Here is a 24,615-nt window from a genome sequence, read left to right as displayed (position 1 = left end):
AGCCGGCCGGCACAGACGGCGGGCGCAAGGCCAGCCCGCCGCAGCCCGCGGCCCCTGAGCCGGGCCGCGGCCAGGCGCCTGCGGCGCCCGAGCAGGGCGGTTCGTCCATGGACCGCCTGCTGAAGGCCAAGAACCGTAGCCAGCGGTAAGTTGACGCGGGTCGCAGCGCCTACATGCCACAAACTCTCCACCCTCACGGAATATCCGTGGATGGGTGGAGAGTTTTTAGGTTATAACCTCTCATGCAAGGGGCATAATGCATAAGGGCTTTTCCCTACTTTTTGATGAAGAACAAGATGAAGAAAAGATGAAAGATAATTCCCGTATGGCAAAGAAAGTCATCAGATGATACAATAAGAGTCAAATTGATATTTTCAACTTTCCTAATTGCTCTTAGCCAGTTATCACCCCGGTTATAGCGACAAAAGAAGCTTGGATCAAGCACAGTACTTGAGGAGGATTATTCAATGACAACTAATCAGACGATCGACAATTTGTCTATCGCAACGATCCGTACGCTCGCGATTGATGCGATTGAAAAAGCGAAATCAGGTCATCCTGGTATGCCGATGGGTTCCGCACCGATGGGATACCAGCTCTTTGCCAAAACGATGAACCATAACCCTGACCAGCCGTCGTGGATCAACCGCGACCGTTTTGTGCTGTCTGCCGGTCATGGCTCCATGCTGCTCTACAGCCTGCTGCACCTGTCCGGTTATGATTTGTCCCTGGAGGATTTGAAGCAGTTCCGTCAATGGGACAGCAAAACTCCGGGTCATCCCGAGTTTGGTCACACTGCTGGTGTAGATGCTACAACAGGTCCGCTTGGACAAGGTGTTGCTATGGCTGTAGGTATGGCAATGGCTGAAGCGCATATGGGCGCAGTTTATAATAAAGATGATTTTAAAGTGGTAGACCATTACACGTATGCCATCTGTGGTGATGGTGACCTTATGGAAGGCGTATCCGCAGAATCGGCTTCCCTGGCTGGCCATCTGAAGCTGGGCAAGCTGATCATGCTGTATGATTCCAATGATATCTCCCTGGACGGCGAGCTGAACCTGTCGTTCTCCGAGAACGTAGCCCAGCGATTTGAAGCGTATGGCTGGCAGGTGCTTCGTGTGGAAGACGGCAACGATCTTCCGGCGATCGAGAAAGCAATCTCGGAAGCGCAGAGCGACTCCGAGCGTCCAACCCTGATCGAAGTGAAAACCATCATCGGTTTCGGAAGCCCGAACAAGCAGGGCAAGGGCGGCCACGGCGGTACGCACGGTTCCCCGCTGGGTACTGAAGAAGCGAAGCTGACCAAAGACTTCTACAAATGGGTATACGAAGAGGATTTCTACGTACCTGAAGAAGTAGCTGCGCATTTCGCAGAGGTGAAAGATCGCGGTATTGCAGCTTACCAGGCGTGGGAAAATCAGTTTGCGAAGTACAAGGATGCCTATCCTGAGCTGGCAGCGCAATTTGAATCCGCAGTTGCAGGCAAGCTTGCTGAAGGCTGGGACAAAGATTTGCCGGTATACAGCCCGGACGACAAAGCAGTATCCACACGGGTAGCTTCTGGTAAAGCATTGAACGGATTGACAGCAGGCGTACCACAGCTGCTGGGCGGTTCTGCTGACCTGGAAAGCTCCACCATGACTCATCTGAATGACCTGGCAACCTTTACAGCGAAAAGCTATGAAGGCCGTAATGTGTATTATGGTGTGCGTGAATTTGCAATGGCGGGCGCGAACAACGGTATCGCCCTGCATGGTGGTCTGAAGGTATTTGGCGGTACGTTCTTCGTCTTTACCGACTACCTGCGTCCAGCCATTCGTCTGGCGGCAATCATGAAGCTTCCGGTTACGTATGTACTGACTCACGACAGTATTGCTGTCGGTGAAGACGGTCCAACACATGAGCCGATTGAACAGCTTGCATCCCTGCGCATCATTCCAGGCTTGACAGTGATTCGTCCGGCAGATGCCAACGAAACATCAGCAGCATGGGCTTACTCCATGGAGAACCAGGATCGTCCGGTTGCATTGGTGCTTACCCGTCAGAACCTGCCTGTGCTGGCTGGCACTGCGGAGAACGCACGTGAAGGCATCAAACGCGGTGCTTATGTCGTTTCCGATGCGAAAGAGGGCAAGGCACAAGCTCAAATTCTGGCAACCGGTTCTGAAGTACAGCTGGCTGTTAAAGCACAGGAAGCTTTGGCACAGGAAGGCATTCAGGTTCGTGTTATCAGCATGCCTAGCTGGGATCTGTTCGATGCACAGGATCAAGCTTATAAAGATTCCGTACTGCTTCCGGATGTTAAAGCTCGTCTGGCTGTCGAAATGGCTCATCCGTTCGGATGGGAGCGTTTTGTCGGGGATCAGGGCAGCATTCTTGGAATCTCCACATTCGGCGCTTCCGCCCCGGGAGACCGCGTTGTGGCTGAATACGGATTTACAGTTGAAAATGTGGTCAGCCGCGTAAAAGCACTGCTGTAAACACCAGCCGCATCCAGCAATAGAAATAGTAATCGGCACCCGCTAAGGTAATAAAGCTGCGGGTGCCGATCTATATACATAGGGCGAGAGGGGAAGAAAATCAGATGGCTCAATTCAAGAATGCTTCGGTACAGAAGGAAGCGAATATCTATTATGAAGGTCAGGTGACCAGCCGCACGGTTATGCTGGAGAATGGAGATAAGGTCACGCTGGGTATCATGCTGCCGGGAAGTTATGAGTTCGGTACGGACGGACCGGAAATTATGGAAATTTTATCAGGAGATCTGAAGGTGCTGCTTCCAGGAGAAGAGTCCTGGCAGGAAATTCAGGGTCAAGCGACTTTCCATGTTCCCGGCAATGCCTCCTTCAAGCTGGAGATCCGGACCGTAACCGATTACTGCTGCTCTTACCCAACGGCTTAACATGGCAAAAAGGCTCGGAATCTCTTTAAAGGTCCCGAGCCTTTGCAAGCTAAAGTTTTACTTTTGTGATTCTTCCGGAATATCAACAATAACACCCAGGTAGTGAGGGCTGCTGGTGTCATGCTCGACCTCACCGCTGGCCAGCTGTTGTTTGTTGTCAAACAGGCTGTAGAAGGTCATGCCCACAGGATACCGGAATTGAAATTTGGCCACAGTCCAGCCCTGAACATCAGGCTGTGTACCGATTTCCTGCTTGAACAGGGAAGGCAGGAAGAACAGCTTGCTGTGTTTTCCTGTGCTTTTGTCCATATCCATCTTGGCCTGCCATTTCAGCTCGAATATATGGTCTGTGATTTCGTAGTAGCTGATCAGATCGTTATCGACCTCGAAGAATTTGTCCGAATGGCCCTGCTGGAAGATGTAATCCTGTCCCTGCATTTCCATGTAGGTGCTTTCCAGCGGAGCCTTTGCGAGCTTCGAGATTCTAGGCAGCTGCAGGGCTGCGTTGCGTGAAGCTGCCAGATCGTTGCCCTCGTAATGGGAAACATTCACGTCGTACTGTTTTCCGATATAGGCCGTTTTGGTATGGTTATTCCAGTAGATTTCCGCACCAAAGGCCTCTGATGCTGCTCGAAGCGGGAACATCGTTCTGCCGTCTTGAATGAACGGGGCTGATTGCAGTTTGGTTTCTTTCCCGTTGACGCTGATTGTGCTCTTCCCGGCAGTCAGAACCACCTTGGTTCCTTGTGATTGTATGGTCACAGTTTTGGATTTATTGTTGTAGTGAAACTTATACAGACCAAGTGACTTCAAATCATTGAGTGTCACAAAAATTGTTCCTTGACGGAGCAGTACTTTACCTTGCGCTTTGGTATTATTGATATACGCAGATGAAGCTGTTTTGACTGATGCTGCAGCAGCATCAGCGTGGGCAGGCGCTGTCTGAGCTGCTGGAGCCAGGAAGGCTGTTAACAGTGCCGCAGTGGTGATGACTTTCCATGTTTTGTTCTTCATGCTGTGAATCCTCTCCCTTCAAGTATTACAAACGGGACGAGTTCTAAAAATGTTGCAGCAGGTTCCGTAACTTGAACCTGTCCAGGAATTCAAGTATCCTAATGTAAATGTTGACTCATGATAAAAACAATAAAGATGATCATATAGGAGGCTGTCACCCATCATGTCAAAAAAAATCAGTTTTGATTACAGCAAGGCCCTTACTTTTGTCAATCAGCACGAAATCGACTATTTCGCGGAACCAATCCGCACAGCGCATGAACAGTTACATAAAGGAACCGGTGCCGGTTCAGATTACCTGGGCTGGATTGATCTTCCGACCCAATATGATAAAGAAGAATTTGCTCGCATCCAGCAGGCTGCTGAGAAGATTAAAGGCGACTCGGATGTCCTGATTGTTATCGGTATCGGCGGCTCTTATCTGGGTGCTCGTGCAGCCATTGAAATGCTGTCCCACAGCTTTTACAACGAACTCTCCAAGGAACAGCGCAAAACACCAGAGATCTATTTCGCAGGCAACAACATCAGCTCAACGTATGTAACCCACCTGCTGCAGCTGATTGAAGGCAAAGACTTCTCCGTGAACGTGATCTCCAAGTCTGGTACGACAACAGAGCCGGCGATCGCTTTCCGTATTTTCCGCGCAGAGCTGGAGAAGAAATATGGTAAAGAAGAAGCGCGCAAGCGGATTTATGCCACGACCGACCAGGAAAAAGGCGCCCTTAAAAAACTGGCTGACGAAGAAGGTTATGAATCTTTCATCATTCCGGATGATGTTGGAGGACGTTACTCCGTCCTGACAGCGGTAGGTCTGCTGCCAATCGCAACAGCCGGCATTAACATTGATGAAATGATGCAGGGAGCAGCGGATGCTTCCAAGGAATACAGCAGTCCGAATGTTGCCGAGAATGAAGCATACCAATATGCAGCCGTACGGAATGCGCTGTACCGCAAGGGCAAAGGCATTGAGATCCTCGTAAACTACGAGCCGTCCCTGCACTTTGTATCCGAATGGTGGAAGCAGCTTTATGGCGAAAGCGAAGGCAAGGATTACAAGGGCATTTATCCGGCTTCCGTAGATTTCTCGACAGATCTTCACTCGATGGGCCAATTCATCCAGGAGGGAAGCCGTAATATTTTTGAAACGGTCCTTCAGGTAGAGAATGTAGCAGACCACATTACCATTGAATCGGATCCTGACGATCTCGACGGACTGAACTTCCTGACCGGCAAAACCCTGGATTTTGTTAACAAAAAAGCCTTCCAGGGCACGATGCTGGCTCATACTGACGGACAAGTTCCGAATTTGATTGTGACAATTCCAGATTTCACTCCCTATTCCTTCGGATATCTGGTATACTTTTTCGAAAAGGCCTGCGGAATCAGCGGTTATCTGTTAGGTGTAAACCCGTTTGACCAGCCGGGTGTAGAAGCGTACAAGAAGAATATGTTCGCACTCCTTGGCAAACCGGGTTACGAGAAAGAGAAAGCCGAATTGGAAGCCAGACTTTCCGAATAACACCACTTGATGAAGATACAAACAGCTGATGGAAGCAGTCCTGCGGTTTTTTTGCCGGGGACTGCTTTCTTCTCAATAAGGGGTGAATATCGAGTTTGCTGGAATCTTACAAAACGGTGCGGTCGGCGGGTTCCAAAGAGATTGTGATCAAGAAGTCCCGATTTATCGGCTATTGCATGCCGGTAGACAACGAGGAGTCGGCCGTTCAATTTATCGAAGAGATCAAGAAGAAGCATTGGAATGCCACACATAATTGTTCCGCTTATATGATTGGGGAACGCGATGAAATTCAGAAGCAGTCAGATGATGGAGAGCCCAGCGGAACGGCGGGGAAGCCGATTCTGGAGGTGATCCGAAATCAGGGACTGAAAAATGTTGCTGTTGTTGTCACTCGTTATTTCGGTGGAATTATGCTGGGTGCCGGTGGGCTGATTCGTGCTTACACTGATGGTGCCGTTGCGGCTTTGGAATCCGGAGAAGTGGTTACACGTGTTCTTCATCAGGTTGTCTATGCAGAGCTGGATTATACCTGGCTTGGCAAGGTGGAGAATGAGCTTCGCAGCCGCAATGTCCGTATGGGGGAAACGGCTTTTGCCGACAAGGTGACATTGACCTGCCTGCCCCGCTTCGGGGAAGCCGATGCCTTTAAGGCATGGATGGTGGATCTGACACAAGGTCAGTCCGTGATCACGGAGGGAGAGTCGATTTATTTTATTGAAGGGGAATAAATGATATGGCAAGAAGAGCGGTAGAACGTGAATTGTCGAGGGAGCGTATATTGGAAGCGGCCAGGCATTTGTTCATTACCAAAGGATACCGGGCCATCTCGATGCGAAGCATCGGGCAGCACCTGGGATACAGCCACGGGTCCTTGTACTATCACTTCAAGGAAAAGGCGGAGCTTTTCTACGCCATAGTCATGAAAGACTTTAATGATCTGGCCATGCTGCTGCATGAAGTATCCGGCAGGTCTCCTGGACTTGGTCATTCGAAGATTGAGCAGCTTCTGCTTGAATTTGTGCGCTTTGGGCTGGATCATCCGTATCAATATGAAATCATGTTTATGATCCGCGATGAAGAACTTCTCGCTTACTGCCGTACAGAGCAAAGCCGTTGTTTCGATATGTTTTCGTCACTGGTCCGCAAACATTTGCTGGAAGATGAATTTAGCGAGGAAGAGAGGCATCATCTGCCGCTCACGTTATTTTTGGCTACACATGGATTTATTTCTTTTTACATTCAGGACCGGGTAAGCTTTGAGGATATCAAGCCTGCCGCTACTGCACATGTAAAGGCTTTATGCCGAAGCTTTTACAGCAAGGTACAGGATACTCCTGTATAAATGAATAGGATTAACAGTAGACAGGAGCGGACCGCAGCCGCTGCCTGTCTTTTTTGTCAAAAGAAAACTATACGCTATGCGTATGATTCGGAAGAGCTTTATACAAATCAAACCGCTACTTTTTAGATGGTGGCTTAGTCAATTCCCATTCTATCCAAGGGCGGTTTCTTTTTGTTACCTGTTTTTTTTGGATGGATATGCACGAAGCAGCGGAGAGAACGAAACGATTCCGGACCAGCGGTAGCGGTCGCCTTTGCCCCCGAATTTCTCCCTTGCTAGGGCGTGTCTTCAAACCTAAGCAAGCCAGACTAAGCTAGATGCTAAGGATAAAAATGCCGCAAACGTACAGGCTAGCTTCTCATAGCGAGTGGCCAAACGACGGTATTTCTTCAGTTTATTAAAAAAGCATTCGACTAAGTGACGCTCTTTGTACAGCCACCAGTCACATTTTCGCTGCTTTAGACGGTTCTTTTTGGGTGGAATGACCGATGTAGCTTGCTGTTCTTTCAGTAAATCAAGAATTTGATTGGAATCATAACCTCGATCCGCGATGACTCGCTTATCGGTTAAGTCCAGTTCCCGAAGCATCTCCTACCCGATCACACAATCGTGCGTGTTTCCAGGAGAAAGAATGATGCGCAGAGGGCACCCTAACTCATCCACTACCGCATGAATTTTCGTGATTGTACCTCCTCGGGATGGCCCGATTGCTTGCTTGTCTGCCCACCTTTTGCGCCAGCACCATGCTGATGTACACGGACGATCGAGGCATCAATCATTACGCTTTCTAAATCGCGCCATGGTGCTCCACTTCGAGCAATCCACAGCATTGCATTGATCATAGTTCGGTTGTCTTGGGCCGGCCGCCCTGAGCTTTCCGCTCCGCAGGCAGGAGGTCTTTAATCTTATCCCACTGGTCGTCACGTAATTTGGGGGCAACAGCGAGGGAAGGAACGTTTCGTACGCGGAGCATCTCACAACAACAAACGAGGCCATCCCGCAAGATCCTAGATCTTTTGGGACAGCCTGTCTTTTTTATGCTTAGTCCTTCATGATCTTGACCATATATTCCCGGCTTCTGGGGCCGTCAAACTCACAGAAGTAAATGCCCTGCCACCGCCCAAGCAGCAGTCTCCCATCCTCGATGATGAGATGCTGGGAAGGGCCGCAGGTGATGGATTTCAGGTGGGAAGCCGTGTTGCCTTCCATATGGCGGTATTTAGGATGTTCCCAGGGATAAACCTCATCCAGGCGCATCATCACGTCCAGCTTCACATCAGGATCTGCGTTCTCGTTAATAGCTATGCCGGCTGTCGTGTGGGGGCAGTAGACCAATGCAATTCCACTTTGAACACCGCTTTCCTTTACCCGTGCGGCAACCTCACGTGTAATATCCCTTAATTCATCCCTTTTGGTCGTAGACAATTTCAGCTGATAGAGCATGCACAACCACTCCTTTCATTCATGATTACCTTATTTTACCCCAAGAAGTATAAAAGATGGATTGACGATCACAATTCTCTTTTGGTAAAGTGTTAATCATATAAAACCAAGTATACTAATAGGAAATGTGAAGTTTTTAAACCCGGACAGTTATGGATATGACGGTTTGAGGGCAAGGGGAGGGTTCTAAGTTGACAGCACTAATCTCACATAAAGGATGGACATGGGGATTTCGCAGCACGATTCTGCTCTACTTTTTTGTGTTAATTGTGCTTCCCATCTGTGGTGTCTATGTTCAATCTTTTTCAGCAGGCTGGAATGTTTTTGCAGAGAGCTTAAGCGATCCGATCGCTTGGAAGGCGGTTTTACTGACTTTGAAGCTGGGGCTGACCGCAGCGATGATCAATGTTGTGATCGGTACGATGGTAGCCTGGGTGCTAATTAAATACCGATTTCCCGGAAGAACCTTTCTCAATAGTCTCGTGGATCTTCCTTTTGCGCTTCCCACTGCGGTAGGAGGATTGATGATACTGCTGCTGCTGGGCCCGGGCAGCTGGATCGGTACGGCAGCAGAAGCAGCCGGGCTTCAAATTGTGTTTCATCAACCAGCCATTGTCATCGCGATGGTATTTGTAACGTTTCCTTTTGTGATTCGGGCGGTCCAGCCTCTGCTGGAGGAACTGGAAGTGTCGCAGGAAGAAGCGGCATATACGATGGGGGCATCAAAAGCCCGTACGTTCTTCCAGGTCATACTGCCCTCTATGCTGCCCGGCATTATCAGCGGAGGAATGCTGGCTTTCTCAAGAGCGCTCGCAGAATTCGGTGCGGTTGTTCTGGTGGCGGGCAATATTCCCGGACGCACCCTGGTCGCTTCCGTGTTCATTTACGGTGAGGTCGAGAGCGATAATCCGGTTGGTGCAGCAGCAGTATCTGTCGTTCTGCTCACCTTGTCGTTTACGGTGCTCTGGCTGATGAACCGGGTGCAGCAGAGAGGGAGGCGCGCATGAGAAGATTATGGATCGGGCTTACATATGCCGTGTTTCTTATATTGCTGATCGCTCCATTATCCAAAATCATCACCAGTGCCTTCAGCGGCGGCCTAGCCGGACTGGGACGCGCTCTGGGTAGACCGGAGGCGATGCATGCGCTGATGATGACAGGTGCGATCGTCGTCATTGTTACACTGCTTAACACCTTATTTGGGATTATGATGGCCCTGTATCTGGTGAGAGCGACCTGGCTGGGAGGCAAGATCAAAAGTCTGCTGAACAGCATTGTAGACCTGCCGTATGCCGTATCCCCTGTCATCGGGGGACTCATGATTGTGCTGCTGCTGGGACCGGACAGTATTATCGGCGGTTTTCTGGAAGGAACAGGCTTTCGGGTGGTATACGCTTTTCCCGGCATGATTATCGCCACACTCTTTGTTACCTTTCCCCTAATGGTCCGCGAGGTCATGCCTGTGCTTCAGGAAATCGGTAACGATCAGGAACAGGCTGCGTCTACACTCGGCGCTTACAGCTGGCTGACCTTCCGTAAAGTGACCTGGCCGATGATTCGCTGGGCGGTGGTTTACGGGATGGTATTGACAATTGCCCGGTCACTGGGGGAGTTTGGCGCTGTGCTTGTAGTATCGGGAAACATCATGAACAGAACCCAGACCGCGACGACGCTCGTGTATCAGGATGTGGAGAATTTCAATGTCGCTGCAGCCAGCGGTGTTGCGTTAGTGCTTGCGGTCTTTTCTGCCGGACTGCTGCTGATCATGGAATGGATTAAAAAAAGAAAGGAAGTGCATTAATATGCATATCCAGGTCCGTAATCTTGACAAACATTTTGGCAGCTTTCATGCCGTGAAGGATGTCAGCTTTGACATTGAAAAAGGTCATCTGATTGGTCTGCTGGGACCCAGCGGAGGCGGTAAAACATCCATCCTTCGTATGCTGGCCGGTTTGGAATCACCGGATAGCGGCGAGATTGCCTTTCACGGGCAGGTGGTCAATGACATTCCGCCGCAGGAGAGAGGCATCGGTTTTGTGTTTCAAAACTACGCGCTGTTTAAGCATATGACCGTTTTTGACAATATCGCCTTTGGACTCAAAGTGAAGAAAGCACCAAAGTCAAAAATCAAGGAACGTGTTATGGAGCTCGTGGAACTTACAGGGCTTAAAGGTTTTGAAAAGCGTTACCCGCACCAGCTGTCTGGCGGACAGCGCCAGCGTGTTGCTTTTGCCCGTGCGCTGGCACCGGAGCCGCAGCTGCTGCTGCTGGATGAACCGTTTGCTGCCATTGATGCGAAAATCCGGCAGGAGCTTCGTTCATGGCTTCGCGAGTTGATCGAACGGGTGGGAATCACCTCTATTTTTGTAACCCATGATCAGGATGAAGCTATTGAAGTAGCTGATGAGATCATGATCATCAATCAGGGACGTGTGGAACAGAAAGGCACGCCGTGGGATATTTACAAGGAGCCCAAGACACCATTTGTCGCTACATTTATCGGGGAGTCGACCATGGTGGAGGAAGCTTCGGTTCTGAAAGGTTTTGATGGTGCAGGCAGCCGGGGACAGGCACGTGCCCTGATTCGTCCGGAATATATCGAGCTTGGTCATGAACAGGACTTTCCGATCCTTTCTGCAACGGAAGAGGGCATCGTCCGTCATCTTCACTTTCGTGGAAGCGAATGGTTGGTGGAAGTTGAGGTCAAAGGCCGGAAACTGGTCACCTATCGGTCGCTGGAGAAAGATACGCTGCAGCCGGGTCAAGAGATCAGGGTGTTGATCCATCGAGCCTATTTATTTAATGAGGAAGACAGCTGGATTGAAGAGAATCGGCTGAAGGTCGATCCAATGCCGGTGATGATTTAGTTCCGTTACAAGAGAGGAGGAGGCTTTTGGTTACTACATTATCTCATCACCGCCGGCTTTCCGGTTTCTTTACGCTCATGCTGCTGCTTCCTCTGTTGAGCGGCTGCCTTGGCGGGAATGACGGAAATGGCTCTACATCTGCTGCATCCGCTGCAGCTGGCTCATCTGGTGAAAGGACGCTAGTCATCGGCGCATACAGTGTGGTAAAAGATGCAATGGCTGACCTGCTGCCCCGATTCCAGCAGAAGTGGCTGGAGGAAACCGGTGAGCGCATTTCATTTCAGGAGTCGTATGAAGCATCCGGTACTCAGGCGCGTTCCATTGCAGGCGGCTTCGAAGCGGATGTGACGCTGCTGGCCCTGGAAGGAGATATGGATAAGCTCGTCCGGTCCGGTCTGGTCAGCAAAGGCTGGAAGGATCCTGCCTATAACGGTATGGTGACACGCTCCATTGTTGTATTAGGTACGCGGGCCGGGAATCCGAAAGGGATTCGAGATTTTCAGGATCTGACTCGCGAAGATGTCAAAGTGCTGTATCCCAATCCGAAAACATCCGGTGGCGCACAGTGGGATATTAATGCCATATACGGCGCTGGATTGAAGCAGGCAGAGCGTCAAGGAGAAGGCAACCCGGAAGCCTATGCCAAGACATTCCTGGAACAGGTACATCGCAACATTGAGTCTCTTGATAAAAGCGGGAGAGCCTCCATGGCCGCATTCGAATACGGGGTAGGAGATGTGATTGTCACGTATGAGAACGAGCTTCTTGCCCGAATTGCCAAAGGGGTGGATTACGATATCGTTATACCGGATGATACCATCCTGATCGAGAATCCGGCAGCTGTCGTAGAGACCTATGCCGCCAAGCGAGGTACGCTGGATGTGGCGGAAGCATTTATAGACTATCTGCGCTCAGCAGAAGCTCAGGAGGTCTTTGTGCAGCACGGCTTCCGGCCTGTAGCGCAAGAATTGTCGGAGGAGACCAAGGAGCAGTTTCCAGAGCCGCCGGGGCTGTTCGACATTCAGTATCTGGGCGGCTGGGATCACGTCCGTGAGACGCTGTATTCCAAGCGGGGGATCTGGTATCAGGTGCTGGCGGGAATTTAAGCAGGAATTTGTCTGGAAATCCGTAAGGGAATAAAATTTTAAAAAACCAGCAGGCCATAGAGCGGATCACGCGCTGAGGCCTGCTGGTTTTTTCGATTTGTGTTCCAGATTCCCTTTTACGTGCCAAATGGTCTGGATCGGATCCTATTGGATCAGCTCTCCCAGCTTCCCTGATGTCTCCAGATCGAGCTTACTGTATAGATGGGTGTCCGGCTTGTAGATCTCGGCGTATCCATTCGTATACCACACATAATATTGTTCAGACTGAATGTTTAATTGATATTTCGGTGGATGCTGCCACTCGATTTTAGCTGCTCTGTATGATGTGCCCTCCAGGATCTGCTTCAAAGAATCCATATCAACAGCTTGTTGAATTTCCTTGTGGAACTCGTAGCGGTTTTCATCGCCCACACGTGTTTGGATCCGGATAGGGTCTATTGAGCCGCCGGTGTAACTGAGTGGGTAAACAGCAGCTGCACCCAGCACCAATGTCAGCAGAATGAGCGCAATACGCACAAGCCGCACCCCCTTTCCTTAATCGTACTGATGACTAACAGACGCATGAAAACGGATAAAGGTTACAATTCATAAGTAACTTTTATACCCTAAACCCCGTTAATAATAGAAACAGAGATACATATGAAACCAGCCCGTTGTTAATATAGGAGGTTCAAAACGTATGAACAAGAAATGCTTTTTCATCCTGCTGGGCCTGGCGCTGCTGACAAGCGCATGCGGATCCTCCAGCCCCGGCGAAGGAGGGGCGCAGCAGCCTGCCGTCCAAACCAAACCGCTGGATCAGAAGGAGAGGGAGGCTGTCCTCACCAAACTCGACAAATCCATCATAAAGGCACAAAATAATTTTGGACTTCAGCTTCATCAGCAGATCGCGGGTGAACAGAGCATGTCCGGCAATCTGCTCCTATCCCCCTATAGCATTTCAGGAGCTTTGGCTCTGGCGTATAACGGCAGCGCAGGCGAGACTTCAGAAGAAATGAAGCAGGTGCTGGGCTGGTCGGGATTAACGATGGATGAGATCAATGAAGGAAACAGTCAGCTGAGACTGCTGCTGGAACGCGGGAGCGGTGTGACGCTTAATACGGCGAACTCCATCTGGATCCAGCAGGAGTATACGCTGCAGGAGGATTACCTCGCCAGGCTGCAGGACTTTTACAAGGCGGAAGCACATACCGCTGACTTAAGCTCTGAGATATTTGTGAAAGACATCAATCAGTGGGTGGAGCAGCAGACCGACGGCATGATTAAGGAATTATACGAGAAGCCTCCGGATATTGTGGCTGCTCTGGTCAATACGATATATTTCAATGGAGGCTGGATGCAGACTTTTGATCCGGAATTTACATCTGAACAAGATTTCAAACTTGATGATGGATCTCTAAAAAAAGTTCCGATGATGCACATGGAACACGGATTCAGCTACAAAGAGAGCGAGAATTGGCAGGCGGTACGTCTTCCTTATGGAGACGGCCGGATGCATATGCTTGTAATTGTGCCCCGGGAATCCTCTTCGCTTGTGCAGCTGCACGAGCAGCTGTGGAAGGATCCTTCCCTATGGGAGAAGGATTACACCTTTGAGATCGTCAAGCTGGGACTGCCCAAATTTAAAGCGGAAAGTACACTCGAACTTATAGATGTTATGAAAGCACTCGGTATGAGCACAGCCACAAATTCCATGAAAGCCGATTTCAGCGGCATGACAGGATCCAAAGGACTTTTTATCAGTGAGGTCAAGCATAAGGCGATCGTCGATATTGACGAGGAGGGGACAGAAGCTGCTGCGGTTACCGCGGTAGGGATGGAGGAGAGCGGCGCGCCGCCGGAAAAACCGATTGAAATGACTGCCGACCGCCCGTTCTTTTTTGCCATTGAAGACCGGGATACGGGAGCCTGGCTGTTTATGGGCTCGGTGCACGATCCTGAGGCATAGATGATGGTACGAAAATAGGATGATACGTATTTAACGGAGGGGGTTTATAGTGCGCATGAGAAGGAAATGGATCCTGGCCGCTTTAGGCATGACCCTGCTGCTGACGTCGTGCGGGCATTCTGCCGGAAAGTCTCAGTCTGAGGCCGAGCCTCTGGATCAACAAGAGAGGGAGGCTGTTCTTGCCATGCTCGACAAATCCATCGTGGAGGCCCAGAATGCCTTCGGACTGCGGCTTTATCAGCAGCTGGAGACGGAACAGAAATCCGGAAACAATGTGATCCTGTCTCCATACAGCATTTCCGCAGCATTGGCATTAGCCTACAATGGCAGTGCAGGAGAGACAAAGGCGGAAATGGAGAAGGTTTTGGGCTGGACCGGAATGGAGCAAGATCAGGTTAATAAAGGAAACAGCCAGCTTAGATTGCTGCTGGAACGGGGAAGCGGCGTAATGGTCAATACAGCGAACTCCATCTGGATCCAGGAAGGATTTACACTGCAGGAGGATTACCTCAACCGCCTGAAAGAGTTCTACGACGCCCAGGCGTACAGCGCAGATTTGGCGTCGAATGCATTTGTGAAAGACATCAATAAGTGGGTAGATCAGCAGACGGGCGGCATGATCAAGGAGCTGTATCAGGATCCGCCAGGGCTGACGGCAGCACTGGTGAATACCATTTATTTTAACGGCCGATGGGAGCATGTGTTTAATCCTGAATTCACGAAAAAAGAGTCTTTTACGCAGGCGGACGGATCGGTACAGGAAGTACCAATGATGACAATGGAGCGCAGATACGATTACAAGGAAAGTGAAGCCTGGCAGGCGGTGAAGCTCCCATACGGAGATGGCCGGATGTATATGCTGGTCATTTTGCCGAGTGAAACCTCATCTCTGGAAGAGCTGCACACACTGCTGTGGAAGGATGCTTCATTGTGGGATACCGATTATTCCTATGAGACGGTGAAGCTTGGTCTGCCTAGGTTTAAAGCAGAAGGCTCAGTGAGACTGGAAGATACGCTGGAAGCAATGGGTCTTGAGAAGGCGACAGATCCCAGGCAGGCTGATTTTAGTGGGATAACGAAAGAAAGCGGGCTGTTCATCAGTCAGGTCTTGCATAAGACTGTAGTTGATGTGAATGAAGAGGGAACCGAGGCAGCTGCGGTCACAGCTATAGGTATGGCTGGTTCAGCACCACCGGAGAAACCAATCGAGATGACGGTGAACCGTCCGTTTTTCTTTGCAATCGTGGAGCGGGATACCGGAGCCTGGCTGTTTATGGGAGGGATCCGGCAGCTGTGAGCATGAGAGCTTTCTATATATAAGATTGATTATAAAATTAACACGGTTAACGTAGAGTGAGAACCAATCTGGAGAAGCGGAGTGGTCGGCTTAAAGCTTTCCGAAGGAAAGCTAGCATCGGAAGCATGAACTATCCCCGGGTTTACCCTGATGTGAGTATTAATTCAAAAAAATCCGGGGATAACAGCGATCGGAAGATGGTTCTCAATCGAAGTGGACCTGTGTGTAATTTATAACTTTATTCGTAATGTCACATCTAAAATTTTCCACAAAGCCGTTCACTTTGATATACTTGTGGAATAATCTTAAATATATCGTCAAGGGGAGTAACGGTGTGCCAAAAACCACAACCAAACCGAATTTGTTTATCGGCTCCTCACGGGAAGCCATCCGTTATGCACGTGCGGTACATGAACAGCTGAGACGAAGCGTCCAGGTCACGCCATGGTACGGAGGAACGTTCGGAGCGAACATGTATACGATGGAAGCACTGGAACGGCAGCTGGTTCAAAGCGACTTTGGAGTGTTTATTTTTTCGCCGGATGATGTGGCTTTGATTCGCGGGAAGCCTGTGTTCATCACAAGAGATAATACGTTGTTTGAAATGGGATTGTTTTGGGGAAGGCTTGGCAGGTCACGCGTATTCTGTATCATCCCCATGCAGGTGGAGCCGGACGGAAGAGTCATCGAGGATATCGAAGTGCAGGAGTACCATCTGCTGACAGATTTGCAGGGGCTGACCCTTCTGGAGTATGAGCTGCGCAGCGACGGGGACGACAAGTCTGCCGTAGACGTTGCCTGCGGGCACATCCTAAGGGCGGTGGAGGCGCTGTCCTTCTTTGATCACCCGGATGATCTGCTGCAGCAGAAGGAATGGGATCTCAGGCGCAAGCAGAGTGTGCTTCATTTCTTCTGGGAATACAACCGTAATGTGCATGTGAGCGATCAGGCAGAAAAGTATTATGCACTGAGCGAAGCAGTTCGCAATTCCCTCATTCCTCCTGTACGTGGAGAGTACAGAGTTACAGGTGCTGCATTCTGGAAAAAACGCGGAAATGAAGGGTTGGCTCAAATTGGGGGTAATGTAGGGAAAGGGCGTTTTTTTTCATTTCAGGATGACGTTCCATCCGAACATACGGAGTCCCGTCAATCCATCTACGTTCTTGATGTGTATCGCAGCGGAAAATGGGCATTTTATCATCAACAGGAAGTTGCGGATGTCTATGTCTTCTGTTATCCTTTAGGTGAAAATGATGTTTTATCCGTTCACTTCACAGGTCATGTCACACTGTCTGAGGTTGAACTGGCTGAAGTCGTTGAGCATAACCGCGAGCTTCTTCGTACGATCAGACATTTGGTTGGAGGAGATGTCCTATGAACAGAATTAACCGGAACAAGAATACAGGCCACTCCGGTCCGATCAGCGGACAATGGATGAACCGCAGTGAGGAGAAGCGTACCGGAAGCTTGAAGCGGTCGGAGCGCCAGGTGAAGAGACAGAGGTATGGCGGAATATATATAGGTCCATCTGTTGAGGGAACCGACAAAAGATATGTGAAGGTGATCAGCGGATCTGTTGACGATCAGAAGCCATCCTTTGCATAAATTTCTGGAATCATATTGCCGGCTTCGGCAGTTATAACGGTCACATTCAGCCGTCCGGCATGCTTGCCGGGCGGTTTTACTTTGATTACCTGCATACAGATAGGGGCATAAAATGAAATGGAAACAGCTTTGGATACATTAACATTTCTTGGTACAGGGGACGCGATGGGCGTTCCGAGGGTATACTGCAGCTGTGCAGTATGCATGGAGGCGAGAACATCAGGTAAGAACCGCAGGCTGCGGTCGTCGGTGATGATCAGCGGCGGGGAAGGATCATTCCTGATTGACTGCGGTCCTGACTGGCGTACGATGATGGAGCAGCAGGAACTTCGGCAGAGTCCGGATATTCTTGTGACCCATGCGCATTTTGATCATATCGGGGGCCTGCCGGAGTGGGCAGATGCCTGCCGGTGGCTGGGTACGAAAGGCCGATTATATGCACCCGCTGAGGTGCTGGAGCGGATTGTATCCCAGTACCCTTGGCTGTCGAACCATCTGATGATGGAGGAGGTACATGCTGGCTTGAGTTTGGGCGGCTGGAGCATTCAAGGGTGGAAGGTGAACCACGGAAAGAATGGCTATTCCTATGCATACCGTTTTGAGAAAGAGGGGTTCAAGTGGGTGTATAACTCGGATTCCATCAACCTCAACACAGAGGAGAAAAAGCCGCTTCACGGCCTGGACCTCTTGGTGCTCGGAACAAGCTTTGTTTATGAGAAAGCAGAGTTCAGCACCCGCTCGGTATACGATATGACGGAAGCTGCCGATCTCGTGGCCGAGTTATCACCAAAACGTACAATATATACCCATATGTCACATGATGTGGACATGACGAGGCCGCCGGTTCTGCCCCGCGGTGTTAGTCTGGTCCAAGGCGGCATGAAGGTGCTGCTTGGCAAAAATAAGAGTGAAACGGCTTTGTAAGAGGAGACCAACAGCACTGCTAGAATAGCAGCAGTATACAAACAGGCCCCGATTGGCTTTGCAGCCAAGGGGCCTGTTTCGTGTACCGTGTCTTTTTGGAGAATGTGCGTTTATTAGTTATTCAGCACAAACTTCTCGATGACGTGTTTGACGCCGTCCTCATTATTGCTTGCCGTTACATAATCAGCGATCTCTTTCAAAGGCTCGATCGCATTGCCCATCGCAACACCCAGTCCGGCACATTCCAGCATTTCGTGGTCATTCCACGAATCGCCGATCGCAATCGTCTCCTCCAGGGAGCAGCCAAAGTGATCTGCCAGGAAAGTTAGTGCATGACCTTTGGTGCCTTCCTTGTGCATAAATTCCAGGAACTGCGGCTTGGATTTGGTAATATGCATTTGATCGCCCACCATCTCCTGGAACACTGGAATGAGTTCATCCAGATAGTCGGGATCATCAATGATGAGCATTTTTGGGGTCGGTTGATTGACCACCTTAATGAAATCCGGTTCTACATAATAAGGTGTGCGGTTCAAGGTACAGTAATCAATCAATTTCTGATTCTCTTCCCGTGCATAAAGCTTGTCATCGATATAGGTTTGCAGGTGCAGATTGTGCTCCAGACAGTATTCATACAACTTGCGTGCTCCGTCCAGAGGGACAAAACGCTCATACAACACCTTTTCATCCAGCAGATTTTTAATAAGAGCACCTTGGTACGTAATAATCGGTACGTTTAGACCGGTTTGACGGGCAATTTTTTGAGCAGACGCATAGGCACGCCCGGTCGCCAGAGTCACAACGACATCATGGGCCACCGCTTGTTCCAGAGCCTGCTGTACACCGGGTGTAACCTCTTTGTCGTCATTAATCAGCGTATCGTCAATATCAATTGCCATTAGTTTGTAAACTGTCACGATGATTTCTCCTCCTCTTTATCTGTAACCGTAAACTCCTGTCCATCTTGTCTCTATTTCACAATTGATCAAATTGTATCCCATTCCGGCGAGCTGGACAAGGGTAGACAAAAAGGAAAGGGTGTTGATATACTGAAGAAATCGAACGTATATTCGTGTGTGTTCAAGCTGCCTTTGAAAGGAAGAAAGTTATTATGATGGGAAAAGCCCATTTGATTATAAGCACCGGTGTTACTTTGTCGGTCATGGGGCTGGCTGGTGTTCCTGTCACCCTGCCTGCGGCAGCGGTAGCTGTAGTCAGCTCACTGCTTCCGGATATTGACGAACCGAACTCGATCCTGGTCCGAACTGCGATTCCTACGGGACTGCTGCGGCTGCTGCAGCTGAGTCTGGTTGCAGGAGCATTGTTTATTTATTTTTACGGTTCCGCTTATGCGCCATGGAACTTGGCGCTTGGCGGGCTGATCGCTGTCGTGTCTTTTTTGCCAGGACGAACGCTGCGTCATATTGTGATGTTTATGATCGGACTGGGGCTCGTACAGTTTGGGCACAGCTTTAGTCCCTGGAGCACCATAGCAGGCTGTGTACTCATGATATGCTCCCTGGTATCTCACAGGGGACTGACGCATAGTCTGTATGCTGTTGCAGGTTGGGGCGGCCTGCTGTATTTTGGAACGCAGAATATAACTGGAGGAGAGAGCCTCTGGATTGCAGGCGGGCTGTCTTATGCACTGCATCTGGCTGCCGATACACTGACAAACCGCGGCATACGCCCACTGCCGCCTTTGAAATTCCGCATCAAGCTGAAACTGATGAGTACAGGAACCAAATGGGGGAATATGGTGGAAACCGTATGTATGGTGCTTACCTTTGTCCTCTTATGGTATGTATTTATCGCGGTGAGATAGAAATGAAAGACTCGGGCTAAAGTCAATGCTACGGTGCAATTTTATGCACGCCAAAAGCAAACAAGCTGGTTCTGCAGAGTACAGGAACCAGCTTGCGGACTGAGGAGTTAAAGAACTATTCTTCAGGCGGAGAAGGCGGAATCATTCTGGAGAAGCGAAGCGTTCACCTAAAAGTTTTCCAAAGGAAAACTGCTTCGAAAGCATATACCTTTGTCCCCGGATTTCAACAGTTGTTAATAAAATTCAATTAAATCTGGGGACAACAGTGATTGGAAGAATGATCCGCATTCGTAGTGATGCATACATAGACTCCTAATCTTCCAAAAAGATCAGATGGATTAGGTCCTCGAGATCCAGGTTGCCAAAGTAGTGCTTGACGTCAATGACCGACAGTGCCTCACGAACCGCAATTTCCTCATAACGTTTCCCTCGGAGAGTATCTTCGATATCTGCCACATCTCCTACACCGAAGAAGTCGCCGTAAATTTTGATTTCTGCAATATGCCCGTCCTTGATATCCATCCGGATATCAATAATGCCTACCGGGAACTTTCGGGCATGCTTCACATTGCTTTCAGGAGACAATCCCACATTCCAGTCCCAGTTCTGATAACGCTCTTTGGAGATTTGGTGGATGATCTCCCAGTCTTTCTCCTCCAGCGTATACTGCGGTACCTGGTCCGGCTCCATGCCGAAGATGGATCGCAGCAGTTCGCCACGGAATTGTTCAATGGTCATATCGGTGCCGAGCAGGTCTTTGATGTTAGCCACCCGGCTGCGCACGGATTTGGTGCTTTTGGATTTGAATTTCTCCGGATTTGCGTTCAAAGAGGCTTGTACGTCATCGAGATTCAAATCAAACATAAGCGTGCCGTGACTGAACATCCGTCCCCGAGTAGAGAACTGGGCATTGCCGGAGATCTTTTTCTCCCCGACCTGAAGGTCGTTGCGGCCGCTGAGCTCGGCAGGAACCCCCATCTTTTGCAGAAAATCAATAACAGGCTGGGTGAATTTCAGGAAATTGTGAAAAGATTGTCCATCATCTTTGGTAATAAAGCTGAAGTTCAGGTTGCCCAGATCGTGATAAACAGCACCGCCACCGGACAAACGACGAACGACCTGGATGCCGTGGTCGCGGACATACTCCTGATTAATTTCCTCAATGGTGTTCTGGTGCTTTCCGATAATGATGGACGGCCGGTTAATATAAAAGAGCAAATAGCTGTCATTCATCGGCAGATGCTTCAGCGCATATTCCTCAATCGCGAGATTTATAGCGGGATCGTGAATCCCCTGATTATCAATAAACAGCATGGTGTACGCCTCCGTAAATTTTCTTTAGAGTCTAAACTATGAACTATTGTAAACGATGACCGGGCAGGAGAGCAAAAACAGTGGAGTAAGAATTAACGCTTGTAAGGCATCGCGGTATCCCCTATAATTCACAACAGAGGCAAGCTTGGAACCCAATCATATTTCTATACCCCATATACGCGAGGTCCCGGATGGACATGATATTGTCATGAGATATCCGGGTTAAAAGGGAAGCCGGTGTGAATCCGGCACGGTCCCGCCACTGTGAAACAGGAAGAACCTCCATAATGCCACTGGCCTTGACGAGAACAAGGTGCGGGAAGGCGGAGTGTTTGTGAATGACCTGTAAGTCAGGAGACCTGCCCGCGTGATGATCTGACGGTCCTTCGAGGAAAGGATTACGTTTGGAGATACCGCGTGAAGAGGATGCGGGCCAGTGCATATACTCGGCGGCCTGACCTTCACAGCCGCGGCTGTCATCAATCCAATAACGTAACCCCTGATTCTTCCAGTGAAAAGAGTCAGGGGTTTTTTGTCGGTCTTATACACTGTCAGATGACGGTCATGAAGTAATGGATCAAGCGATGCACTCAAGTTATAGAAACAAAGGGAGAGAGACAACAATGAACAAGATGTTAAAATCAGGGTCGCTATTTATCACAATGCTGATGTTGGCTTTGACGCTGGCAGCCTGCGGAGCAGAAACAGAACCGAAGAACAGTGCACCAGCACCGGTACAGCAGGAAGAAACCGAGACACCGGATTCCGGTCAAGCGGAAGAGGGCTCCAAAACGGGTTATCCGCTGACGGTGAAAGATGCCACAGGAGAAGAAATTACATTTGAAGCAGCTCCAGCCAAGGTAGTATCCCTGTCTCCATCCGAGACAGAAAAACTGTTTGCACTGGGTCTGGACGAGCAAATTGTAGGCGTATCCGAGGTGGATGATTACCCGGAAGCTGCAAAATCCAAGCCGAAAATGGGCGGATATGAGATGGATGTAGAAGCAATCGTAGCCTCCGGTGCAGATGTGGTTTTCACGGCGGCCATGAATGAGGATAATATCAAAAAGCTGCGCGATCTGGACATTAAGTTGTTCGTCAACGATCCGAAGACCATTGAGGAAGTGATGACCAATATCGAGCTTGTCGGTGAGATTACGGACCGTCAGGCGGAAGCGCAGGACATCGTGGCTCAAATGCAGGAGGAGCTGGATTCTGTCAAAAATGCGGTAAAAGACCTGAAAGAAGAAGATAAAAAAACCGTATACGTAGAGTTTTCCCCAGGCTGGACTGTCGGTAAGGGCACTTATTTGGATGAAATGCTGAACATCAGCAATGCCGTTAATGCCGCTGGGGATGGAGAAGGCTGGTTTGAGGTTAGCGAAGAGAACATAATCTCTGCGAATCCTGACGTGATTTTGTATTCTGCCAACGTAATGGATGAGTCCAACAAGACGCTGGACCAAATTATTAAAGAGAGATCAGGCTGGGATCAGATGGAAGCGGTGAAGAATGATCAATTGATCAAACTTGACGATAATCTGATCAGCCGCCCGGGACCTCGTGTTACGCAAGGGCTGGTTGAAGTAGCGAAAGCGATTTATCCGGATCTGATGACACCGTGAGTAAAAAGCTTGCAGGTTACGGTGCAGCGGGGCTGGCTTTGCTGCTGCTGAGTCTCGTGGTGAGTCTTTCCATCGGCTCCGTGCATCTGCCTGTCAAGCAGATTGGAGCGATGCTGCTCCAGAAAATTCCGGGACTTGGCAATTCCATCGCTACCGTCTGGGAGCCTTCCGCCGAGCAGATCATTATGAAAGTCCGTCTGCCGCGTATTGTGCTGGGCATGCTTGTCGGAGCGTCTCTGGCTGTGGCCGGCGCTGCGTTTCAAGGCGTGCTTCGCAATCCGCTGGCGGATCCCTTTACACTGGGCGTGGCATCAGGCTCTTCGCTGGGCGCAGCCGTTCTTATATTTTACGGACTGCAGTACTCCTTTGCAGGTGCCTGGACCCTGCCGCTGGTCGCTTTTCTAACAGGAGCAATTACTCTGCTGATCGTGCTGGCGCTGTCCCGGGAAAACGGAAAAATTCCGACACACGGATTGATCCTTGCCGGGGTGGTTATGCAATCTTTTCTCGGTGCGGTGGTTTCCTTTTTGACGATCATGTCCAGGGATACACTGAATGATATTCTGTTCTGGACGATGGGCAGCCTGAGCATGAGAGGCTGGACATACATCGCTGTACTGCTGCCCTATTTAACAGCCGGTTTTGTGTATTTGTGGAGCCGCTCCCGAGCTTTAAATCTGCTGTCATTGGGGGAGCGTCAAGCCTCTCACATGGGATTGAATGTCGACCGGCTGAAATGGAGTGTGCTGGTGGTTGCCACCCTGCTGACCGCAGCTGCTGTGTCCGTGTCCGGTGTGATCGGTTTTGTAGGATTGGTGGTACCTCATATGATTCGTCTGATCACCGGATCAGATTACCGCATCATTATCCCGCTGTCCGCGCTGGGCGGAGCGGTGTTCATGGTGTGGAGTGATACGGCAGCGAGAACGCTTCTGTCTCCCGGTGAGATTCCGATCGGTGTCGTTACAGCCTTTATTGGCGCTCCGTTCTTTGCTTACCTGCTGTACCGCAGCCGAAAACAGCGCAGGGAGGGCCGCTTGTGATAACCATTCAACATGTAAGCAAATATTATGATGATCACCCGGCCCTCCAAGATCTGAGCTGGCACGTCAAAGCGGGAGAGTGGTGGGGAATTATCGGTCCCAACGGCAGTGGGAAGAGTACTTTGCTGCAGCTTTTGTCGGGTGTGGAAGCTCCTACTTCAGGCCGCGTGGAACTGGAAGGCAGGAATATCAGGACTTTCGGACGGAAGGAGCTGGCACGGAAAATAGCCGTGCTGCAGCAGGAAGGCCTGCCGCAGACCAATTTTACGGTGCGTGAAGTATTGGAAATGGGCCGGTATCCTTTTCAAAACTGGCGAGGACGCGAACAGCGCGATCCCGGACCGTTTCTGGATTCGATCATGGACAAGCTGGAGCTCAGAGAACTGCAGCATCGTCCAGTTGATCTATTAAGCGGCGGTCAGCGTCAGCGTGCAGCTCTGGGAAAGGTCATGGCTCAGGAGCCTTCACTGCTGCTGCTGGACGAACCGACCACCTATCTGGATATCCGGTATCAGCTGCAGTTTATGAATATGGTAGCTTCGTGGCGCAAGGAGACGGGAATCACGGTGATCAGTGTCCTGCATGATTTAAACCTGGCATCCCAGTTTTGCGATAAGCTGCTGCTGCTGCATGAAAATCAGTCAGCTGGTGAAGGTAGCCCGGCTCAGATGCTGACAGAAGAAAATCTGAGAGATATTTTTCGTGTGGATACGTCAATTGTACCTCACCCGTGTAACGGATTGCCTCAGGTTCTGCTGGTCAGACAGTAATAGAAGACGGCGTAAGCCGTCTTTTTTTGTATTGATGGAGTAAATAAGGTTCTTGATGAACAAAATAA

The 24,615-nt window shown here is 49.9% G+C and carries 23 protein-coding genes, 1 pseudogene and 1 riboswitch; of the genes and pseudogenes, 18 read left to right on the top strand and 6 right to left on the bottom strand.

The features are described from left to right. Window positions 1-467 precede the first annotated feature (467 nt). Both tkt and ppnP read left to right on the top strand, forming a co-directional pair. Window positions 468-2,483 (top strand): transketolase, encoded by a 2,016-nt coding sequence (gene tkt, locus HII30_RS10190; protein ID WP_169504912.1) that lies wholly within the window; start codon window positions 468-470, stop codon window positions 2,481-2,483. Between the two features lie 104 nt (window positions 2,484-2,587). Next, window positions 2,588-2,905 (top strand): pyrimidine/purine nucleoside phosphorylase, encoded by a 318-nt coding sequence (gene ppnP, locus HII30_RS10185; RefSeq protein WP_169504911.1) that lies wholly within the window; start codon window positions 2,588-2,590, stop codon window positions 2,903-2,905. A gap of 57 nt (window positions 2,906-2,962) precedes the next feature. Here ppnP and HII30_RS10180 read toward each other — a convergent pair whose 3' ends face one another. After that, window positions 2,963-3,919, bottom strand: a complete 957-nt coding sequence (locus tag HII30_RS10180; RefSeq protein WP_169504910.1) for a copper amine oxidase N-terminal domain-containing protein — start codon at window positions 3,917-3,919, stop codon at window positions 2,963-2,965. Between the two features lie 163 nt (window positions 3,920-4,082). Here HII30_RS10180 and HII30_RS10175 point away from each other — a divergent pair, with 163 nt between their 5' ends. From HII30_RS10175 to HII30_RS10165, 3 genes are all read left to right on the top strand, one after another. Then, entirely contained in the window at window positions 4,083-5,438 is a 1,356-nt protein-coding gene (locus tag HII30_RS10175) for a glucose-6-phosphate isomerase (RefSeq protein ID WP_169504909.1), read from the top strand. A gap of 95 nt (window positions 5,439-5,533) precedes the next feature. Then, on the top strand, window positions 5,534-6,166 hold the full coding sequence (locus HII30_RS10170; protein WP_169504908.1) for a YigZ family protein: 633 nt from the start codon (window positions 5,534-5,536) through the stop codon (window positions 6,164-6,166). Between the two features lie 5 nt (window positions 6,167-6,171). Then, window positions 6,172-6,780: a TetR/AcrR family transcriptional regulator gene (locus HII30_RS10165; RefSeq protein ID WP_169504907.1), complete on the top strand. Its 609-nt coding sequence runs from the start codon at window positions 6,172-6,174 to the stop codon at window positions 6,778-6,780. A gap of 294 nt (window positions 6,781-7,074) precedes the next feature. On the opposite strand, the pseudogene HII30_RS10160 reads toward HII30_RS10165, so the two are convergent. Together HII30_RS10160 and HII30_RS10155 are read right to left on the bottom strand one after the other, a co-directional pair. After that, window positions 7,075-7,753 (bottom strand): annotated as a pseudogene (locus tag HII30_RS10160) (IS5 family transposase). A 68-nt stretch (window positions 7,754-7,821) separates the two neighbouring features. Then, window positions 7,822-8,223 carry a secondary thiamine-phosphate synthase enzyme YjbQ gene (locus HII30_RS10155; protein WP_169504906.1) on the bottom strand — a complete coding sequence of 134 codons (402 nt, stop codon included), beginning with the start codon at window positions 8,221-8,223 and terminating at the stop codon, window positions 7,822-7,824. Window positions 8,224-8,414: 191 nt separating this feature from the next. Here HII30_RS10155 and cysT point away from each other — a divergent pair, with 191 nt between their 5' ends. The 4 genes from cysT to HII30_RS10135 all read left to right on the top strand — a co-directional run bounded on the left by cysT (window position 8,415) and on the right by HII30_RS10135 (window position 12,196). After that, window positions 8,415-9,230, top strand: a complete 816-nt coding sequence (gene cysT / locus HII30_RS10150) for a sulfate ABC transporter permease subunit CysT (protein ID WP_169504905.1) — start codon at window positions 8,415-8,417, stop codon at window positions 9,228-9,230. Beyond that, window positions 9,227-10,024: a sulfate ABC transporter permease subunit gene (locus HII30_RS10145; RefSeq protein ID WP_169504904.1), complete on the top strand. Its 798-nt coding sequence runs from the start codon at window positions 9,227-9,229 to the stop codon at window positions 10,022-10,024. The genes cysT and HII30_RS10145 overlap by 4 nt, the downstream gene beginning before the upstream one ends. 1 nt (window position 10,025) lies before the next feature. Continuing rightward, the gene (locus HII30_RS10140) at window positions 10,026-11,090 is read left to right on the top strand and encodes a sulfate/molybdate ABC transporter ATP-binding protein (RefSeq protein ID WP_169504903.1); all 1,065 of its coding nucleotides are present in this window, start codon (window positions 10,026-10,028) and stop codon (window positions 11,088-11,090) included. 77 nt (window positions 11,091-11,167) lie between these two features. Further along, a complete protein-coding gene (locus HII30_RS10135; protein ID WP_169504925.1) occupies window positions 11,168-12,196 on the top strand; it encodes a sulfate ABC transporter substrate-binding protein in 1,029 nt (342 codons plus the stop codon). Window positions 12,197-12,340: 144 nt separating this feature from the next. On the opposite strand, the gene HII30_RS10130 is transcribed toward HII30_RS10135, so the two are convergent. Beyond that, window positions 12,341-12,712, bottom strand: a complete 372-nt coding sequence (locus tag HII30_RS10130) for a hypothetical protein (RefSeq protein ID WP_169504902.1) — start codon at window positions 12,710-12,712, stop codon at window positions 12,341-12,343. Window positions 12,713-12,875: 163 nt separating this feature from the next. On the opposite strand from HII30_RS10130, the gene HII30_RS10125 reads away from it, so the two are divergent. The 5 genes from HII30_RS10125 to HII30_RS10105 all read left to right on the top strand — a co-directional run bounded on the left by HII30_RS10125 (window position 12,876) and on the right by HII30_RS10105 (window position 17,970). Continuing rightward, a complete protein-coding gene (locus HII30_RS10125) occupies window positions 12,876-14,144 on the top strand; it encodes a serpin family protein (RefSeq protein ID WP_169504901.1) in 1,269 nt (422 codons plus the stop codon). Window positions 14,145-14,199: 55 nt separating this feature from the next. Then, on the top strand, window positions 14,200-15,441 hold the full coding sequence (locus HII30_RS10120) for a serpin family protein (protein ID WP_169504900.1): 1,242 nt from the start codon (window positions 14,200-14,202) through the stop codon (window positions 15,439-15,441). Between the two features lie 334 nt (window positions 15,442-15,775). Further along, on the top strand, window positions 15,776-16,819 hold the full coding sequence (locus HII30_RS10115) for a TIR domain-containing protein (RefSeq protein WP_343045091.1): 1,044 nt from the start codon (window positions 15,776-15,778) through the stop codon (window positions 16,817-16,819). Continuing rightward, window positions 16,816-17,046: a hypothetical protein gene (locus HII30_RS10110; RefSeq protein ID WP_169504767.1), complete on the top strand. Its 231-nt coding sequence runs from the start codon at window positions 16,816-16,818 to the stop codon at window positions 17,044-17,046. Before HII30_RS10115 ends, HII30_RS10110 begins: the two co-directional genes overlap by 4 nt. 129 nt (window positions 17,047-17,175) lie before the next feature. Further along, a complete protein-coding gene (locus HII30_RS10105) occupies window positions 17,176-17,970 on the top strand; it encodes an MBL fold metallo-hydrolase (protein ID WP_211184530.1) in 795 nt (264 codons plus the stop codon). Window positions 17,971-18,083: 113 nt separating this feature from the next. On the opposite strand, the gene HII30_RS10100 is transcribed toward HII30_RS10105, so the two are convergent. After that, a complete protein-coding gene (locus HII30_RS10100) occupies window positions 18,084-18,887 on the bottom strand; it encodes a Cof-type HAD-IIB family hydrolase (protein ID WP_169504897.1) in 804 nt (267 codons plus the stop codon). Between the two features lie 194 nt (window positions 18,888-19,081). Between HII30_RS10100 and HII30_RS10095 the strand changes: the two genes are divergently transcribed. After that, window positions 19,082-19,795 carry a metal-dependent hydrolase gene (locus tag HII30_RS10095; RefSeq protein ID WP_169504896.1) on the top strand — a complete coding sequence of 238 codons (714 nt, stop codon included), beginning with the start codon at window positions 19,082-19,084 and terminating at the stop codon, window positions 19,793-19,795. 312 nt (window positions 19,796-20,107) lie between these two features. Here the strand turns inward: HII30_RS10095 and lplA are convergent, their stop codons facing one another. Then, window positions 20,108-21,109, bottom strand: a complete 1,002-nt coding sequence (lplA, locus tag HII30_RS10090; protein ID WP_169504895.1) for a lipoate--protein ligase — start codon at window positions 21,107-21,109, stop codon at window positions 20,108-20,110. Between the two features lie 164 nt (window positions 21,110-21,273). Next, a riboswitch (cobalamin riboswitch) is annotated at window positions 21,274-21,489 on the top strand. Between the two features lie 243 nt (window positions 21,490-21,732). On the opposite strand from lplA, the gene HII30_RS10085 reads away from it, so the two are divergent. Genes HII30_RS10085 through HII30_RS10075 form a run of 3 tightly spaced genes read left to right on the top strand, consistent with a single transcriptional unit; the run spans window position 21,733 to window position 24,547 of the window. After that, window positions 21,733-22,734, top strand: a complete 1,002-nt coding sequence (locus tag HII30_RS10085; protein ID WP_169504894.1) for an ABC transporter substrate-binding protein — start codon at window positions 21,733-21,735, stop codon at window positions 22,732-22,734. Beyond that, window positions 22,731-23,777 carry an iron chelate uptake ABC transporter family permease subunit gene (locus HII30_RS10080; RefSeq protein ID WP_169504893.1) on the top strand — a complete coding sequence of 349 codons (1,047 nt, stop codon included), beginning with the start codon at window positions 22,731-22,733 and terminating at the stop codon, window positions 23,775-23,777. The genes HII30_RS10085 and HII30_RS10080 overlap by 4 nt, the downstream gene beginning before the upstream one ends. Beyond that, complete coding sequence (locus tag HII30_RS10075) at window positions 23,774-24,547, top strand: ATP-binding cassette domain-containing protein (protein ID WP_169504892.1); 774 nt, start codon at window positions 23,774-23,776, stop codon at window positions 24,545-24,547. The genes HII30_RS10080 and HII30_RS10075 overlap by 4 nt, the downstream gene beginning before the upstream one ends. Window positions 24,548-24,615: the final 68 nt, after the last annotated feature.

It is taken from the genome of Paenibacillus lemnae (genome assembly GCF_012933385.1).
GTDB classification, from domain to species: Bacteria; Bacillota; Bacilli; order Paenibacillales; family Paenibacillaceae; genus Paenibacillus_AQ; species Paenibacillus_AQ lemnae.
The sequence above is the reverse complement of the archived record's forward strand: the minus strand, read 5'-3'. Positions and strand labels throughout refer to the sequence as shown.